General features: G+C 60.5%; 7 protein-coding genes and 1 pseudogene. 4 read left to right on the plus strand and 4 right to left on the minus strand.

Going from position 1 to position 17,475, the window contains the following annotated elements; genetic code table 11:
* Positions 1–3: 3 nt before the first annotated feature.
* Genes H3Z84_RS12505 through gyrB form a run of 3 tightly spaced genes read left to right on the plus strand, consistent with a single transcriptional unit; the run spans position 4 to position 4,877 of the window.
* On the plus strand, positions 4–1,275 hold the full coding sequence (locus H3Z84_RS12505) for an ABC1 kinase family protein (RefSeq protein WP_058342179.1): 1,272 nt from the start codon (positions 4–6) through the stop codon (positions 1,273–1,275).
* 31 nt (positions 1,276–1,306) lie between these two features.
* The gene (gene recF / locus H3Z84_RS12510) at positions 1,307–2,434 is read left to right on the plus strand and encodes a DNA replication/repair protein RecF (RefSeq protein ID WP_199457679.1); all 1,128 of its coding nucleotides are present in this window, start codon (positions 1,307–1,309) and stop codon (positions 2,432–2,434) included.
* 28 nt (positions 2,435–2,462) lie between these two features.
* Entirely contained in the window at positions 2,463–4,877 is a 2,415-nt protein-coding gene (gyrB, locus tag H3Z84_RS12515; protein ID WP_094624305.1) for a DNA topoisomerase (ATP-hydrolyzing) subunit B, read from the plus strand.
* Positions 4,878–4,970: 93 nt separating this feature from the next.
* Here the strand turns inward: gyrB and H3Z84_RS12520 are convergent, their stop codons facing one another.
* Positions 4,971–5,738 carry a VC0807 family protein gene (locus H3Z84_RS12520; RefSeq protein WP_199457680.1) on the minus strand — a complete coding sequence of 256 codons (768 nt, stop codon included), beginning with the start codon at positions 5,736–5,738 and terminating at the stop codon, positions 4,971–4,973.
* Positions 5,739–5,847: 109 nt separating this feature from the next.
* Here H3Z84_RS12520 and H3Z84_RS12525 point away from each other — a divergent pair.
* Positions 5,848–7,679, plus strand: a pseudogene (locus H3Z84_RS12525) (ABCB family ABC transporter ATP-binding protein/permease).
* Between the two features lie 150 nt (positions 7,680–7,829).
* Here H3Z84_RS12525 and recD read toward each other — a convergent pair.
* The 3 genes from recD to recC are packed head-to-tail and all read right to left on the minus strand — an operon-like array spanning position 7,830 to position 17,394.
* Entirely contained in the window at positions 7,830–10,082 is a 2,253-nt protein-coding gene (gene recD, locus H3Z84_RS12530; protein ID WP_199457681.1) for an exodeoxyribonuclease V subunit alpha, read from the minus strand.
* Positions 10,079–13,804 carry an exodeoxyribonuclease V subunit beta gene (gene recB / locus H3Z84_RS12535; RefSeq protein WP_199457682.1) on the minus strand — a complete coding sequence of 1,242 codons (3,726 nt, stop codon included), beginning with the start codon at positions 13,802–13,804 and terminating at the stop codon, positions 10,079–10,081. Before recB ends, recD begins: the two co-directional genes overlap by 4 nt.
* Positions 13,801–17,394, minus strand: coding sequence for an exodeoxyribonuclease V subunit gamma (gene recC / locus H3Z84_RS12540; protein ID WP_199457683.1), 3,594 nt, complete (start codon positions 17,392–17,394; stop codon positions 13,801–13,803). The genes recB and recC overlap by 4 nt, the downstream gene beginning before the upstream one ends.
* Positions 17,395–17,475: the final 81 nt, after the last annotated feature.

Raw genomic sequence — 17,475 nt, forward strand, 5'->3', positions numbered from 1 at the left:
TTTATGGGTGCCGTAACGAATGGAATCAAAGGTGCTTTCCGAATTGGCCAGACCTTGTCGGTGCTGGGCCGTACCGGGCTGAACTGGGTGCGGGGCGATCGCCCCCCTACCCCGCAGCTGCTGCGCCAGACCTTCGAAAACCTGGGTGCTACCTACATCAAGCTGGGCCAGTTTATCGCCAGCTCGCCTACCTTTTTCCCGAAGGAGTATGTGGAGGAGTTCCAGTATTGCCTGGATAAAACCCCGAGCCTGCCCTTCAGCGTCATCCGCAAGATTATCCGGGATGAACTGGGCCGGCCGATTGACCAGGTGTTTGCCGAGATCGATCCGGTGGCCCTCGCCTCCGCATCCATTGCCCAGGTACATGCGGCAAAGCTGGTGACCGGTGAAGATGTGGTGATCAAGGTTCAGAAGCCGGGTGTGGAAAACATCCTGCTGACGGACCTGAATTTTCTGTATCTGTCTGCCCGTATCCTGGAAACCCTGGCTCCGAAACTGTCCTGGACTTCCCTGTCGGGCATTGTCGATGAAATCCAGCAAACCATGATGGAAGAATGTGATTTCATCAAGGAAGCCAATAACCTCAAGGTTTTCCGACAGTTCCTGAACGATACCCACAACGAAGACGCCACGGTTCCCCTGGTGTACGAGCATTGCAGCAGCCGTAGGATCCTCACCATGGAACGCTTCCATGGCGTACCGCTGACCGACCTGGAAAGTATTCGCGGATTTTCCAGCGATCCGGAACGCACCCTGATTACGGCCATGAATACCTGGTTTGCCAGCCTGACCAAGTGCGAATTTTTCCACGCGGATGTGCACGCCGGTAACCTGATGGTGTTGAAGGACGGACGGGTCGGGTTTATCGATTTCGGCATTGTGGGCCGTATCAAGCCGGACACCTGGCAGGCGGTAAGCGATTTTATTTCCGCCATCATGGTGGGCAACTTCGATGGCATGGCCGATGCCATGATTCGTATCGGCGTGACCCGTCGCTCTGTGCGGGTGGAAGATTTGTCTGCGGATTTGCAGAAACTGTACCGTCAGATGGATCGCATGGTGCCGGACGATGTGCCCTATCAGGTGGACCAGGCCGAGGATGATGTGAACAACATCCTGATGGATATGGTTAAGGTTGGCGAAAGCCACGGGCTGCACTTCCCGCGTGAGTTCGCGCTGTTACTGAAACAGTTCCTGTACTTCGACCGTTATGTGCATATCCTGGCGCCGGAAATGGATGTGTTTATGGATGAACGCCTGACCATGCTGCATTAACGGGGCCCAGGTTTATCGAGATTTTCTCCCTATGGCGCTAGTGAAACTTCAGACCCAGAATTTTCGTAACCTGGCGCCGGATCCCATCAGCTTCTCTCCCTCCTTTAACCTGATCTACGGTGCCAATGGCAGTGGTAAATCCAGCGTACTGGAAGCCATTGGTTATCTGGGGCTCGGTCGCTCGTTCCGGGTTACCCGGCACCAGGCGGTCGTTTCCCATGGTCAGAGCAAACTCACGGTTTTTGGTGGCCTGGATAAAGGCATGGCCGGAACTTCAGATGATAGCCAGGAACCTGTTGTTCATCGCCTGGGCATCGCCCGGGATGTTTCAGCCAAGGAAACCTCTCTTCGCGTGGACGGTGAGGCTGTTCGTAGTTTGTCGGCACTGGCTATGCATCTTCCGGTGTCGGTTATTGATCCCGGCGTCTTCGACATTGTGGCCGGGGGGCCGGGCAAGCGTCGCCAGTTTCTGGATTGGTTAGTGTTCCACGTGGAACCTTCCTTTTCTTTAACCTGGCAACAATGCCAGAGAGTGACATCACAGCGGAATCAAACGCTCAGAAATGGTAGACTGGACGAATCATTGATGCGGGTATGGGACAATCAGTTTGGTGCCCTTGCAGAAACCCTCAGCGACATCAGGGAACAGGTTTTCAGGAAGTTCAAAACAGCCTTCAATGAAGTGCTCAAAGAACTGGATGCCGGATGGACAGAAGGCCTCAAGCTGGAGTTCTATCCGGGCTGGGATCGCAGCCAGTCACTGGTTGAGGTGCTGGCCGGTCACCGGGAACAGGAACGCCGGATGGGGCACACCTTGTACGGCCCCAACCGTGCGGACATTCGCTTGAAGCTAGGCGGGCGTCCGGTGGCAGAAACCTTTTCGCGGGGACAGCAGAAAGCCCTCGTGATCCTGATGAAGATTGCCCAGGGCAAGGTTCTGAGCGATCTCGGTAAACAGGTTACCTTCCTGCTGGATGACATCAATGCGGAGCTGGATGTGCGCCACCGGATTATGTTGGCCCGCAAGCTCCAGGAATTGCGTTGTCAGGTGTTTATTACCTCCATCGAACACCCGGAACCCGACGTGTTATGGGCCGGTGTCGATGCCCCTGAATACAGAATGTTCCACGTGGAACATGGAAAATTGACGGAAGAATAGACCGGGAATCACCTCAGGAGTCTCGTTAATGAGTGAATCGAACTACAATTCCTCCAGCATCAAAGTCCTCAAGGGACTGGATGCGGTGCGCAAGCGCCCGGGTATGTACATCGGCGATACCGACGATGGCACCGGCCTGCACCACATGGTCTTTGAATTGGTGGATAACTCCATCGACGAGGCTCTGGCGGGTTACTGCTCTGAAATCGGCGTGATCATCCACCCCGATGAGTCCATCACGGTCAAGGATAACGGCCGTGGTATCCCTGTGGATATCCATGAAGAAGAAGGTGTATCCGCTGCCGAAGTTATCATGACGGTACTGCACGCCGGCGGTAAGTTCGACGACAACTCCTACAAGGTTTCCGGTGGTTTGCACGGTGTGGGTGTGTCAGTGGTTAACGCCCTGTCCTCTACCCTGACCCTGACCATCCGTCGTGATGCCAAGGTCTACGAGCAGACCTATACCCACGGTGTTCCCAACGCACCGCTGGCCGAAGTGGGCGACACCCAGGATTCCGGTACCAAGGTTCACTTTATTCCTTCACCGGAAACCTTCACTCACATCAAATTCCATTACGACATCCTGGCCAAGCGCCTGCGGGAACTGGCGTTCCTGAACAGTGGTGTGCGTATCCGCCTGACAGACGAGCGCAGCGGCAAGGAAGAGATTTTCGAGTATGAAGGCGGTTTGCGGGCCTTTGTTGAGCACCTGAACACCAACAAGACCCCGCTGAACCAGGTTTTCCACTTCACCCACGAACGTGAAGACGGAATTGCCGTGGAAGTCGCGATGCAGTGGAACGATGCCTTCCAGGAGAACATCTACTGTTTTACCAACAACATCCCCCAGCGGGATGGTGGTACGCACCTGGCCGGCTTCCGCGCGGCTCTGACCCGTTCCCTGAACAACTACATCGAGCACGAAGGCCTGGGCAAGAAAGCCAAGGTAGCCACCTCCGGTGATGATGCCCGGGAAGGCCTGACAGCCATTGTCAGCGTGAAAGTGCCGGACCCGAAGTTTTCCTCCCAGACCAAGGACAAGCTGGTTTCATCCGAGGTGAAAACCGCGGTTGAGCAGGAGCTGTACCAGAAGTTTGCCGATTACCTGCAGGAAAAACCGAACGAAGCCAAGGTGATCGTCAACAAGATGATCGAAGCGGCCCGTGCCCGTGAAGCCGCCCGTAAAGCCCGGGATATGACCCGTCGCAAGGGTGCGCTGGATATCGCCGGCCTGCCCGGCAAGCTGGCTGACTGCCAGGAAAAAGACCCCGCCCTGTCTGAACTGTTCATAGTGGAGGGTGATTCTGCGGGTGGTAGTGCCAAGCAGGGTCGTGACCGGAAAACCCAGGCCATCCTGCCCCTGAAGGGTAAGATCCTGAACGTAGAGAAAGCCCGTTTCGACAAGATGCTGTCGTCTGCCGAAGTGGGCACGCTGATTACCGCCCTCGGTTGCGGTATCGGGCGGGAAGAATTCAACCCGGACAAACTGCGTTACCACTCCATCATTATCATGACGGACGCCGACGTAGACGGCTCCCACATTCGTACCCTGCTGCTGACCTTCCTGTTCCGGCAGATGCGTGAAATCATCGAGCGTGGCCATGTGTTCATTGCCATGCCGCCCCTGTACAAGGTCAAGCGCGGCAAGCAGGAACAGTACCTGAAGGATGAAAAGGCGAAGGAAGCCTACCTGACCCAGACCGCCCTGGAAGGCGCCCAGTTGTACGTGAACCCTGAGGCACCTGCCATCAAGGATTCCGCCCTGGAGACCATGGTGAAGGACTACCAGGCCGTTATGGCAATGATTGATCGCCTGTCCCGTGCCTACCCGGCCATGGTGCTGCAGCAGATGATCTACAACAGCACCCTGACACCGGAGCAGCTGAAGGACGAAGAACCGGTCGCACGCTGGGTGGCACGCCTGGGTGAAGGCCTGGAGCTGGATACCAAGACTGGCACCAAGTACACCTTCTCCGTTACCCGGGACGAAGAGCGTGGCCTGTACCTGCCGAAGGTGACGATCTACGTGCACGGTATTCCCTACGAGCACGTGTTCAGCCACGATTTCTTCGAATCTGCCTCCTACAAGGCCATTGCCCGCCTTGGCGAAACCCTGGAAGGCCTGATCGAGGAGGGTGCCTACATCCAGCGTGGTGAGCGCAAGCAGGCGGTACTGTCGTTTGAAGGCGCCCTGGCGTGGCTGATGAAGGAAGCCTCACGTGGCCTGAACATCCAGCGCTATAAGGGTCTGGGTGAAATGAACCCGGAACAGCTGTGGGAAACCACCATGGATCCCGAAACCCGCCGGATGATGAAGGTCACCATTGAAGACGCCTTTGCGGCGGACCAGATCTTCACCACCCTGATGGGCGACGATGTGGAACCGCGCCGTGAGTTTATCCAGACCAATGCACTGGAAGTGACCAACCTGGACGTCTGATTCCCGGGCGCTATCCAGGGCAAAAAAAACGGTGGCATCCGCAGGAAGCCACCGTTTTTTGTTATCAGTACCGAATGGATATTCCAGTCCGTACTATTTGGAAGACTGTGCCCGCTTCCGTTCCTTCTCTTTCTCTTTCTCCACGAGGTGCGGTGCCATCACCTCTTCCAGGGTATGGCCGGTAAGCCTGCGAATGGTGCGCCACAGATACCAGAAAATCAGCATCATCATCACCATGGAGGGAATGGCGATCATCGGGTAGCTGACCAGGGTCATCCGCCCCAGCTCCTCATTGAACGCCTGGGTGCCAGACGGGCTCACCACAATCCACTTCGCCAGCACGTAGTTCATGATAGACGAGAACAGAAAGGTTCCGGCAAAGAAGTAACTGGCCTTCATCAGCCGCTCTTCGAATTCATCCACACTGCCCCGCTCCTCCAATGAAGCATGGATTTTATCCACATCCAGAACATTGGGGTTATACAGCAGGGTGCGCACCAGCGGGTATTTGGTGCGGGTGGAGATAAGCACTGCCAGCCCGATCACCGCGGGTACCGCCGCTTCCTTGATAGCCAGCCAGCCGGCGTCCAGCTCCAGCAGGCCGATACCACCGGTCAGGCCCACACTGATCAGGCCCAGCAGGGCAATGAAGTTCTTCTTTTGGTACCGGATGAGTTCGAACAAGCCCCAGCCTAACGGGAAGGCCAGGCCGAGGATCAACGCATTAACACTGCCCAGGTGCTCATCGCCACTGAACTTCATCAGAATAACGGAGGGAATCACGATACTGACCAGCAAATCGATCCAGGGGCGCGGCTGGTGATCCGGCGTGGTCTTGGGCTGGGAATTATCCGAAGTCATGTAAATACCTGAGTCTGAAAATTTGGTGCTGTTCAGGCACCCTGTGAATGCCCACAGTATACGATGAATCTGGCACAATCTGCTCCTTACCAACCGAACAGGAAATCCCGTGCGCGCCTACGCTGATAACGACTACCCCGCCGACCACAAACCCGACTGGAAAGTGATTGCCGGGCTCTGGCCCTACCTGACCGAGTTCCGGGGCCGGGTAGCACTGGCGTTGTCTTTGCTGGTGATGGCCCAGCTGGCCACGGTAGCCACACCGGTCGCCCTGAAATACATCGTGGATTACCTGGACCAGAACCGCGGCGCGGACATGCTGCTGTGGATTCCGGTGGTACTGGTGGTGACCTACGGCTCCCTGCGCTTTGGCGCCACCCTGTTCAATGAGCTGCGGGATGCCGTCTTTGCCCGGGTAGCCGAGCGGGCCATGCGGCGGGTGTCCTTGCGGATCTTTGAACACCTGCACCAGCGCGAGCTGGGCTTTCACCTGGACCGCAAAACCGGTGGCCTGGCCCGGGATATCGAACGGGGCACCAACGGCATCAGCTTCCTGCTGCGCTTCACCCTGTTCAACATCGTGCCCACCATCCTGGAAATCCTGCTGGTGGCCGGTATTTTACTGGTGGTGTTCAACGTGGGTTACGTGCTGGCCATTCTGGTGGCGGTGGTGGTGTATGTGGTGTTCTCCATCAAGATCACCGAGTGGCGAACGAAGTTCGTGCGGGAAGCCAACGCCCGCGACAACCAGTCCAACTCCCGGGCCATCGACAGCCTGCTGAACTACGAAACCGTCAAATACTTCAACAACGAACGCTACGAAGCCGAACTGTACGACCAGGACCTGGACGACTGGGAAAAGGCCCGGCTGAAAAACCGCCTGTCCCTGGCCACCCTGAACGCCGGCCAGGCGCTGATCATCGGCGTGGCCTTGATTGTCATCATGGCCATGGCGGTGGGCGAAGTGGCCAGTGGCGAGATCACCCTGGGCGACTTCACCATGATAAACGCCTACCTGATCCAGCTGTTCATCCCCCTGAACGCCCTGGGTTTCGTCTACCGGGAAATCCGCCAGGCCCTGGTAAACGTGGAGCGCCTGTTCAAACTGCTTGGGGATAAACCCGCCATCCAGGATGCGCCGAATGCCAAACCCCTGGCTGTGGATAACGGTGAAGTACGCTTCGAAAACATCCACTTCGCCTACCGGCCGGACCGCCCCATCCTGCAGGATGTGAACTTCACCATTCCGGCTGGCCACACGGTAGCGGTGGTCGGCGCCAGCGGCGCCGGCAAGTCTACCCTCGCCCGGCTGTTATTCCGGTTCTATGAGGTGAATAAAGGTGCCATCCGGATTGATGGCCAGGATATCCGCGACGTGACCCAGGACAGCCTGCGCTCGGCCATCGGTGTGGTACCGCAAGACACCGTCCTGTTCAATGATACCCTGTACCGCAAGACACCGTCCTGTTCAATGATACCCTGTACCGCAACCTCGCCTACGGCCGCCCCGAAGCGACCGAGGAAGAAGTCTACCGGGCCGCACGCATGGCCCACCTGGAAGACTTTATCCACAGCCTGCCAGAAGGTTACGAAACTAAAGTGGGAGAGCGTGGCCTGAAGTTATCCGGTGGCGAAAAGCAGCGGGTGGCCATTGCCCGGGTGATTTTGAAGAACCCGCCGTTATTGATTTTGGACGAGGCGACCTCTTCGTTGGATTCCCTTTCCGAACAGGCAATCCTCGGTGCTTTGAAGGAGGTTAGTCGTCAGCGTACCACTCTGGTAATTGCTCACCGGCTGTCTACCATTCGTGACGCCAATACCATTCTGGTGATGGACGGTGGCAGGATTGTGGAAAGTGGTAGTCACAATGAACTGTTAGCTGCCGGTGGTCACTACGCCCATCTGTGGGAGCAGCAGCACCGGAGTGAGGACAACTCCTAGCTGAGCCAGTGAGCGGAGGGCCTTGCCAAAACTGTGCGGAGCCATGGATGGCGGAGCTCAAGCGTCACAGGGATGTGCCGAAGGAGCGTGTTTTGGCAAGGCCCTCCGCTTACTGGCGACCCGGAGCCCTCAAAGACCGAATACCAGGGCCTAGTTATCCACAAGCCGAAGCGCCAGACCCGAAGCCCGCACCACCTGCTGTCCTACGCTGTCCTTGAACACCTGCGCATCGCCGGTAATCAGGCTGAACCAGTTCTTGGCCCGGGTGATGCCGGTATAAACCAGCTCTTTAGTAAGCACCGGGCTGAGGCGATCCGGTAGCACCAGACAGGTGTGGTTGAACTCCGAGCCCTGGGACTTATGTACAGTCATCGCGTATACGGTCTCGAGTTGCTGCAATCGGCTTGGGGAAATCCAGCGGATGCCGCCGGTGCTGTCACCGCTGGGGAAGGCTACCCGAAGGGTCTGTTTGGGCTCGCCGGTTTCGGTCTTATCCCAGGGCACGCTGAAGGTGATACCGATATCCCCGTTCATCAGGCCCAGGTTGTAGTCGTTGCCGGTGACCAGCACTGGACGGCCGGCGTACCAGCCTTCGGTTTTGTCGATCAGCTTTTCTGCCAGCAACTGTTGGGCGATGCGCTCGTTCAAACCTTCCACACCCCAGGGCCCTTTCCGTAACGCACATAGAACCTGGAAGTCGTTAAAGGCTTCCAGCACTTCTGCCGCGTGGGCATCCCAGGCTTCCCGCGGACTGTCCGCGGTTAAACCGGAGCTGTGGATAACTTCCAGATAATGGCGATAGCCCACCGGCGCTGGCAGCGCTTTCCCATTCACCACCCGCCCCTGCCCGGCGTTGCGGAAGCTCTCAGGGGTGCCGGTGATGGCGTGGCGGCAGATCAGCTCCAGCGTTTGCTCCGGGTCGGGTCTCGCTGTGTGGCCGTTCAGCCAGATCACATCCTCAAACTCGGCGTCGCGAATCTGCTTGAGTACGGTGCCTGTCAGAGCGCTTGTATTAACGGCTTCCGCTAACTGCCGGATACCGCTGTCCTGCCCGAAACGGTAGCTCTTGCGCAGCATGGCCACGGCCTGATCCAAGGGCTGGCCGGAGTTATCCACAAAGCCGTCGGGTACCCGGGCGCCGGTGATGGCGGCCAGCCAGCTGGCGGTGTCCGGGGTGTAGTGGGCGTCGAAGGCGCGCTGGCACAGCTCGCCGAGCACCGCACCGGCATCCACCGAGGCCAGCTGGTCTTTGTCACCCAGCAAGATTAGCTGGGCGTTGGCGGGCAGTGCGTCGAACACCGAGGCCATCAGATCGACATCCACCATGGAGGCTTCGTCGATTACCAGGATATCCACCAGCAGCGGGTTGTCCTGGTTGTGGCGGAACTGGCGGGTATCCGGCCGGCTGCCCAGTAACCGGTGCAATGTGGTGACCTTGGTGGGAATGTCGTCCAGTTCCACGGAGCCGGGCAGGTCTGCCAGCGGCAGCTTGCTGACGGCGCCGCCAATGGATTCGTTCAGGCGGGCGGCGGCCTTGCCGGTGGGCGCGGCCAGGCGGATACGGTACTTGCGCCCTGCCCGTTCCGGGCTTTCCCCGGCTACGGCCTGCAGGGCAGCCAGCAGGTTAACGACAGTGGTGGTCTTGCCGGTACCCGGGCCGCCGGTGATCACCGCAAAGCGGTTGCGGGCGGCCAGGGCACAGGCCAGTGTCTGGTAATCCACTGGTTCGGTGGAACGGAACAGCGCGCCCAGGGCTGTGGATAAGGTTTGCGCGGCCACTGATTGCGGGTCAGCCAGCGGCGATGGCAAGGCCAGCCGTTGCTGGATACCCTCGGCAATACGCTGTTCATAGCGCCAGAACCGGCGCAGATACAGCCGGCTGCCGTTGAGCACCAGCGGTGCCGGCATGGAGCCGTCACTGACCGCTTGCGAGCCTTGCAGGGCCGCGAGGCAATCGGCCAGTTGCACCCGGGCCAGCAGCTCCTGTGGATCAATCCCTTGCAGGTTGGCCACCTCGGCTTCGGACAGTCCGGTGTTGGCCGGTTCTTCCGGCGGCAGCGCCAGGGTATGGCCGGCATCGGCCAGCAGCGTGGCCAGGTCGATACACACGTGGCCACGGCCCACCTGGTGGGAAGTCAGCGCCGCCAACAGCAGCACCAATGGCTGCGGGCTTTCACCCTGCTCTTCGCTGAGTTCCCGGATCAGTCGGGCAAAGCCGGTATCCAGCGGGCGAATCCAGCCGGCCTGCTGCCATTGCCCTAACAGGGTTTCGGTTTCGTTCAGGCTGGCCAGTAGCTGTGAGTTATCCACAGGCTTGCGCGGTTCCGTTGCTGTTGTGTTCACCGGCGAGTCGTCTCCCAGGTCCAGGGCAAACTGGTTTTCGGTGTGGCGGGTACGGCTCATGCGGCTACCTCCCCGGAGACTGGCTCGCCATCGAACAGGGCATCCAGTTGTTCAATCAGCACTCTCGGGGGCTTGTCGGTAAACGCGCCGCCACTGGCGGAATTCACCCCGCGCAGGAACAGGTACACCGCGCCGCCGATGTGCTGGTCGTAGTCGTAACCCGGCAGCCGGGCTTTCAGCAGCCGGTGCAGGGCCAGCAGGTAGAGCACGTATTGCAGGTCGTAGCGCTTGTCCAGGATCGCCTGGCCCATGGCCTGGTCGGTGTAGGCGGCGTCGTCCTCGCCCAAAGCATTGGATTTGTAGTCCAGCACGTAATACTGCCCCTTGTGTTCAAACACCAGGTCGATAAAGCCCTTGAGCATGCCGTTGAAGCGGTAGGTTTCGGCCCGGGGCCGGTCCGCGCCGTTCAGGGTGTGACGGGTGACCAGCGCATCCAGTTGTCGGATGCTGACGTTGCGGCTTTCAAACCAGAACTCCAGCTCCGGGCGCAGGTTGCCCAGCTCTGCCAGGCTGGCGCTTTGCTGCCCGTCCCGGTCCAGTTTCAGCGGTTTCCGGATCAACGCCAGCAGCCACTGCTGCAGGGGTTCCACCCAGTCGCCCCAACCCCGGGTGCCACAACGGCGGGTGAGCTGTTCGTTTAGCGGCTCGGAGTTATCCACAACCCGCTGGAAGCCCTGGGCTGTGCACCATTCCAGTAATTCGTGCAGGAAGGTGCCGGGGCCGGCGCCTTTGGGGAAGTGGTGATGGTTCCGTACGCTGGGCATGGCCGGGGCTTCTTCGGCTGGTTCCTGGGCGCTTTCTTCCAGCAGGTTCTGGGTCTGGGCGTCTTCCACCTCGCCGGTGAAGGTAATACCGGTGCCGGCCATGCCGGTGTATTCGATGCTGGAGTAACTGGCAATCCACCAGTCTTCCTTCGCTTCCCGGCTGGACTCCAGTGCCGGCCCCAGGGCTTCCGGGGCAGTTTCGGTGAATACGGTGTCCTGGGGTTCCGGCAGCGGCATCACGCCGATTTCCGGCCGACCCTGGGCCAGGGTTGTCAGCGCCTGGCTGATGCCCTGCTCCGGTGATCCGGCCAGCACGTAGCCCAAACCACTCTGATGCCAGTTATCCACAGCCGCCGCGCCCACCCAGGTGGCAAACCGGGCCCGGGTCAGGGCCACGTAGAGTTTGCGGATGTCCTCGCCCAGGCGTTCCTGGTCGGCTTGTTCGATGTCTTCCGGCGATGGGTCGAACACCGTTACCAGCTTGCCGGAGTCGTCGTGGTAGCGAACATACGCCTGCTTTTGGTTCTCCGCCCGGAAGGCGGTGCCAAAGGGGAGGAACACCAGCGGGTATTCCAGGCCCTTGGATTTGTGTACGGTAATTACCTTCACCAGCCCGGCGTCGCTTTCCAGGCGCAGGGTGCGGTGTTCGTCCTCTTCATCCGCTGCCCGCAGGATCTGGGTGAAGTGGTGCACCAGCGCATGTTCGCCGTCCAGTTGCAGGCTGTCCTGCTGCAGAAGTTCCGCAATGTGCAGAATATCAGTAAGCCTTCGCTCACCGTCTGGGCGTTGCAGCAAAAGACCGGGCACTTCGAAGTCCATCAGAAAGCTGCGCAGCATGGGCAGTACGCCCTGGCTTTGCCATTGTTGCTGGTAGCCCTGAAAGCGCTCGATTTCCCGTTCCAGCACCAGCTCGTCGGTCAGAAGCAAGTCCAGCGTCTGCCAGCTCTGGCCCAGGGTTGGTGTGGCCAGTGCGGCGCGGATAAACGCCAGTTGCCGGGGCTCGGCGAAGGCGCGCAGCCAGCACAACACTTCCTTGGCTTCCTGGGAGGTCAGTACCGAATCCCGGTCCGACAGGTACACGCTCTTGATGCGCCGGCGCCCTAGGGCATCCCGCACCGCGGCCGCCTCGTTTCGGTTGTTCACCAGCACGGCGATGTCTTTGGGGGCCACCGGCTCCAGGTCCGCCGGGTTATCCGGCAGGGCGAAGCCTGCCTGCCCCGCCTGGCCCATAGTCAGCAATCGGGCAATTTCACTGGCGCAGGTTTCGGCCACCTCGGTAGTAGCGGTGCCCTTGGCGAGCCCCTTCGGGTTGCCTTGATTGTCGGTTTTACCGGATTCGTGGGTCCAGAACACCAGGCTGGGCTGGATTTCTCCGTTCACGGCCCACTGGCGTTTGGTGCCGTTGGCATCCACGCCCTGGAACGGCATCGGAGTGCTGTCGCCTTTACCGAACAGGAAGGCGCCTTTGGTGCTGTGCTGGTCGCTGTATTCAAACACCCGGTTGACGGCGCTTACCATGGATTCGGCGGAGCGGAAGTTCTTGCCCAGGGTGTAGGTGCGGGCCTGCACTCCCTGCCGTGCCTGCAGGTAGGTGTAGATGTCCGCGCCCCGGAAGCCGTAAATGGCCTGTTTCGGGTCACCGATCATCAGCAGGCAGGTGTCCGGGCTGTTGGCTTCTACGTTATACACCCGGTTGAAAATGCGGTACTGCACCGGGTCGGTGTCCTGGAATTCGTCAATCAGCGCCACCGGGAACTGCCGGCGGATGGTGGCCGCCAGCTGGTCGCCCCGGGGGCCGTGGAGGGCGTCGTCCAGGCGGGTGAGCAGGTCATCAAAGCCCATTTCCGACCGTTGCTGTTTCTCCGCTTCCAGCCGGCTGGCAATCCAGTGGCTGGCGTGGCGCAGGATGTCAGACTTGGCACTGGGCTGGTTCTGGCCGAACTCCATCAAGGCTTCGATGGCGTCGAAGGCCGGGTGATGGGGGCCGGGCTCCTCCCCTTTCAGGATGTTATCCAGGCCTTCGGGGGTCTGGTTCTTGTAACCGGCGGCGCTGTCCAGTTTCTCCGGCAGCAGTTCGTCGGATTCGGCCCAGGCCAGCAGGTTGTCCCAGACCTTGATCATGGCGTTCTTGCTGCCGCCGTGCAGGCGCTTGGCTTTGTGCAGGTGGTTCAACAGGTCGGTGACTTCCTGCTGCCACTGGGCCCAGGGGTGGGCTTTCAGTTCATTGGCCCGTGCCTGCCGTTCGCTGACCACCTGGTTGATGGCCTGGTGCACGTTCTCTGGCGGTGTGCCCAGGGCGTCCGGATCGTCGATCAGGTTGCGCACCGCCTTGCGCAGGTCGGTGGGGGTTTTCCAGTGGCTGAGGGCTTCGTCCATCAGGGCCGGCGGCAGCGGGTAAACAAAGGTACGCCAGTAATCCCGGGCCACGTCTTCCAGCAGTTCGCTCTGGTCGGTGGCCAGGGTGAGTTTGAACAGGCTGCCGCTGTCGAAGGCGTGTTCGCTGAGCATGCGGTTACACCAGCCGTGGATGGTGGACACCGCGGCTTCGTCCATCCACTCGGCGGCCAGTAACAGTTTCTTGCGGCAGTCGGGCCAGCTGGCCGGGTCCGGATAGCTGTCATCCCGCAGCTTGTGGATAAGTGCGGTTTCCGGGGTGGATTCCAGGCTGTCGGCGGCCTCGGAAAACACCTCGGCAGCTTGGGTCAGCCGGGTACGGATGCGATCCCGCAGCTCCTTGGTGGCGGCGTCGGTAAAGGTCACCACCAGCAGGTTTGGTGGCAGCAGGTTCTGCAGCGGGCTGTCTTCGTTCTGGCCATGGCCCAGCACCAGGCGCACATACAGGATGGCGATGGTGAAGGTTTTGCCGGTGCCGGCGCTGGCTTCGATCAGGGCGCTGCCGTTCAGAGGCAGGGCCAGTGGGTCCAGGTTCGGGTTTCGGTTGGTCATTTGGTCAGTCATTCCATGCTCCCGATCTGCTCCGCCGCGGATTTGCCCTGCTCCGCTTCCCACAGGGGCACGTAGAGCTGGTGCAGCAGGGCTTCAAACTCGCCGCTGGCCATCAATGCTTCGGCGCTTTCAAAGGCCCCGCGCAGGTAGCCGGTGTGCCTGTCCAGGGCGGTGGTGTAGGCCTGTTCTGCCTCACTGATGGCCCGTTCGTGGTCGCCCACGTATTTCTTGCCGCCATAGAAACTGGTGATCCAGGCAAAGCCGGCTTCGCAGTGAATGGGCAGGGCCCGGGTGGTGGCGTCCATCCAGCGGCTCAGAATGGCCTCAAAGTATTGCCGTGCCTGCTCGGGCGCCAGCATCGGGAAGTGGAACTTGCGGCCTTCCTCTTTAGCCAGAATCAGCGTTTCAAAGGGCTGGCCGCTGAGTTGCCCGGCCAGGTGGATCAGCCAGTCCCGCAGCAGGTTGGCGTAGCGCACTTTCTTTGAGTAACCGGAGCCGGTGAGCAGGCCGGAGCTGGCGATCACCAGCCGGCACAGTTGCCCTGCGGGGTTGCAACGCAGGTTGTCGATTAAATCCACTACCTCAACCGCGCCGGTGCTATCCGAATACCGAAACTCGAACGGCAAGGGTTCGGCCACCGCTTCCGGCCACTCGGCCAGGGTGCTGCGATAGCGCTCGAACAGGTCTGGCAGCCGGCCGGCCAGCTCCGTGCGCAGCCGATGTTCGGTTACCCCCATTCCCAGGTCGCCCCGCCGGGCCATGCGGTCCAGGGTGGTTTCCAGCCGTTCGTGCAATTCTTCTTCGCTGGCGGCTTTGACGACACCCTGCTGAATCAGCTCGTTATCCAGGCGCCAGCGGTCCAGGCCATTCAGGTCGAAGTTTTCGTTGTCGGTGTCGTCGTCTTCCACGTCCTCAAAGCGCACCTGTAGCCGGCGCTGGTAAAAGGTGTCGATGGGCTTTTTCAGGAAGTTCGCCAGCTCGCTCAGGCTGATGGGTTCTTCCGGTGCTTGGTACGGCAGCGCTTCCCGGCTCCGCTCCGGGTTATCCACAGCATGGGCGCTGCGCCATTCCCGTTCATAGGTAAACAGGCTCCGGGCCTGCAGCACCTCGGCCAGCGGTTTGGGTTGGGCCTCTTCGCCTGCGCCCACGCCGTTGGTTTTCGGGAAGTAATCCCGGCTGAACGGTTGCAGCGGGTGCCGGGTGGTCAGGGCCCGGGTAACCGCCAGTTCCGGTTGCCCGGCCACGGTCCACAGGCTGTCCAGGTGGTCCTGCAGCTGGCCGATAAGCACCGAGGGTGGCCGCTCGGAGTCGTCTTTGATGCTGCGGCCCACCCAGCTTATGTACAGCTGTTCCCGGGCCGACAGCAGGGCTTCCAGGAACAAATAGCGGTCGTCTTCACGGCGGGAGCGGTCCCCGGGGCGGTAGTCCTGGGCCATCAGGTCGAAATCCACCGGTGGCCGGGAGCGGGGGTAGTCGCCGTCGTTCATGCCCAGCAGGCACACCTTGCGGAATGGAATGGCGCGCATCGGCATCAGGGTGGCGAAGTTCACCTTGCCGGCGAGGAATCGCTGGTTCAGGCCGCCTTCGTCCAGGCCCTGCAGCAGCACATCTTTGACGATGTTCAGGGGCAGCGGGCGGTGATCAAGGCCGGCGGCAAGGGCATCTTCCAGCCATTGCTCGAGCTGGCGGCGGAAGCGGTTCAGCAACAGCAGGTCCTGGCCTTCCACCTTGTGGAAAAACTGCTCGAGCATTTCGGAGAACAGGGCTTCCCATTCGCCGGGCGTGCGGGTGGCCTGCAGTGCCTGCCACAGGGTTTCCAGCTGGTGCACGAACTCGCCCAGGCGACCGGCCAGGCTGGCTTGCAGGCCGCCGATTTCACCATAGGGCTCTACCCCGCCCCAGGGTTCGTCATCGCCCATGCCGTAGCCAAGCAGCATGGAACGAAGGCCGGACTGCCAGGTGTTGCGATCCAGCTCCGCCGGCAGGTCCAGGCTTTCCCGGTGCTTGCCGTGCAGGCCCCAGCGGATGTTGGCGCCTTCCACCCAGCGCCGGGCCAGGGGAATCTCATCTTCACTGATATCAAAGCGGTCGCGAATGCCGGGCACTTCCAGCAGGCTGATAATTTCGCTCACGCCAAAGCGGCTGCGGGGCAGCGACATCAGGGTTTCCAGGGCAATCAGCACCGGTTCGTGGTGGCGCTGGCCCTGGTCGGAAATGGTGAACGGAATGTGGCGTTTGCGGCCCGGCGAATAGCGGCCGAACACCGCCTGGATGTGGGGCGCGTACACGTTGATGTCCGGCACCATCACGATCACATCCCGGGGCCGGAGCGTGGGGTCGGCATTGAACGCGGCCAGCAGCTGGTCGTGCAGGATTTCCACTTCCCGCTGGGGGCCGTGGGCGTCGTGGAATACCACGGAATGGTCCCGGGCCAGATCCACCGTGCGCTGCTGCTGGCGGATTTCCTGCAATGGGGTCAGGTTGTGGATATCGTTCTGCAACTGGTGCAGCAGGCAGGGGTTATCCACATCGCCATGGTCGGTGAAGATGTCGATCTTCTGCCCTGGGGTCTGAAAACTGGCGCGGTAGTCGTCCGGGTTGTCGAACTCATCCAGCAGGCGGATGTAGTCCCGGCCCTGTTTGCCCCAGGCCGCCAGCAGCGGGTTGGCGTGCTGGTGCAGCTGGTCCGGGTCATCAATCTGTGACAACACCGGGTGTGCGGCGCCCCGCTTGCGTTCGGCTTTCAGCAGCTCCCGGTCGCTGATGATGTCGGCCCAGTAAAACTGGCAGGGGTTGTGCACGCACAGCACCACCTGGCTAAAGCGGCTCAATACGTATAAAGCTTCCAGCGCCTGCCGGGGCAATGACGACACCCCGAACACCACAATGCGTTTGGGCAGGCGCCCCGGATTGGCCGGCTCGCTGATGCGCTGGCCCTGCTCCATAAAGCGGGTGTGAATTTGCGAGCGGCTGGTGTGGGCCTCGCTGCCCACGTCTTCTACCAGCTTGCGCCAGAGTAACGGCTGCCAGAGGGTTTCCGCATCCAGGGCCTTTTCCTCACCCCGGGCGGTGATCACCACGTCCTTGCCCTGCTCCCAGGCCGCCAGCCAGTCGGCGCGGAACACCTGGTACTGGTCGAACAGGTCGGCTACTTTTTCGGCCAGCTGGAAGTTGCGCAGGTCGGTATCGCTGCCGTCCAGAAACCGTGCCAATGGCGTGAACGCTTCATCCTGCCCCACCAGCTCCGGCAACAACCGGTACAGCCGCCACACCAGCCGGCGCTTGTCGAAGGGAGACTGCTCCGGCACTTCGCCGTCCGGCAACACCGCCCGGTAGGCCTGCCAGATAAAGCGCGCGGGAAACAGGAAATCCATGCCCGCGGCAATGCCCAGGCCGCCTTCCACGCCATCCTCGGTACGCTTCTCCGCCAGCGCCAGCTTCAGCCACTGGGCAATGCCGTTACTCTGCACCAGAAAGGTCTCGCTCTGCAGCGGCGGCATGGGGTTCTGCCGGCAGATATAGACCACGGCACGGCGCAGGTCTTCCAGGTGGTTGGCGTGGATGGCGTGAAAGCCGGGTTCGATACTGTTGGTCTCAGGCATACCGGTGTTATCTTGGTTCGATGATGGATGCGGTACAGGTTACCGCAAACCCGGGAATGATTGGTGAGCGAGAGTACCGAA

The sequence above is a fragment of the Marinobacter sp. bablab_jr003 genome, assembly GCF_016464245.1.
In the GTDB taxonomy this organism is placed as follows: Bacteria; Pseudomonadota; Gammaproteobacteria; order Pseudomonadales; family Oleiphilaceae; genus Marinobacter; species Marinobacter vinifirmus.

Coding starts and splice junctions, on each gene's coding strand:
- H3Z84_RS12505 (WP_058342179.1), top strand. CDS start 4: ATGGGTGCCGTAACGAATGGAATCAAAGGTGCTTTCCGAATTGGCCAG.
- recF (WP_199457679.1), top strand. CDS start 1,307: ATGGCGCTAGTGAAACTTCAGACCCAGAATTTTCGTAACCTGGCGCCG.
- gyrB (WP_094624305.1), top strand. CDS start 2,463: ATGAGTGAATCGAACTACAATTCCTCCAGCATCAAAGTCCTCAAGGGA.
- H3Z84_RS12520 (WP_199457680.1), bottom strand. CDS start 5,738: ATGACTTCGGATAATTCCCAGCCCAAGACCACGCCGGATCACCAGCCG.
- recD (WP_199457681.1), bottom strand. CDS start 10,082: ATGAGCCGTACCCGCCACACCGAAAACCAGTTTGCCCTGGACCTGGGA.
- recB (WP_199457682.1), bottom strand. CDS start 13,804: ATGACTGACCAAATGACCAACCGAAACCCGAACCTGGACCCACTGGCC.
- recC (WP_199457683.1), bottom strand. CDS start 17,394: ATGCCTGAGACCAACAGTATCGAACCCGGCTTTCACGCCATCCACGCC.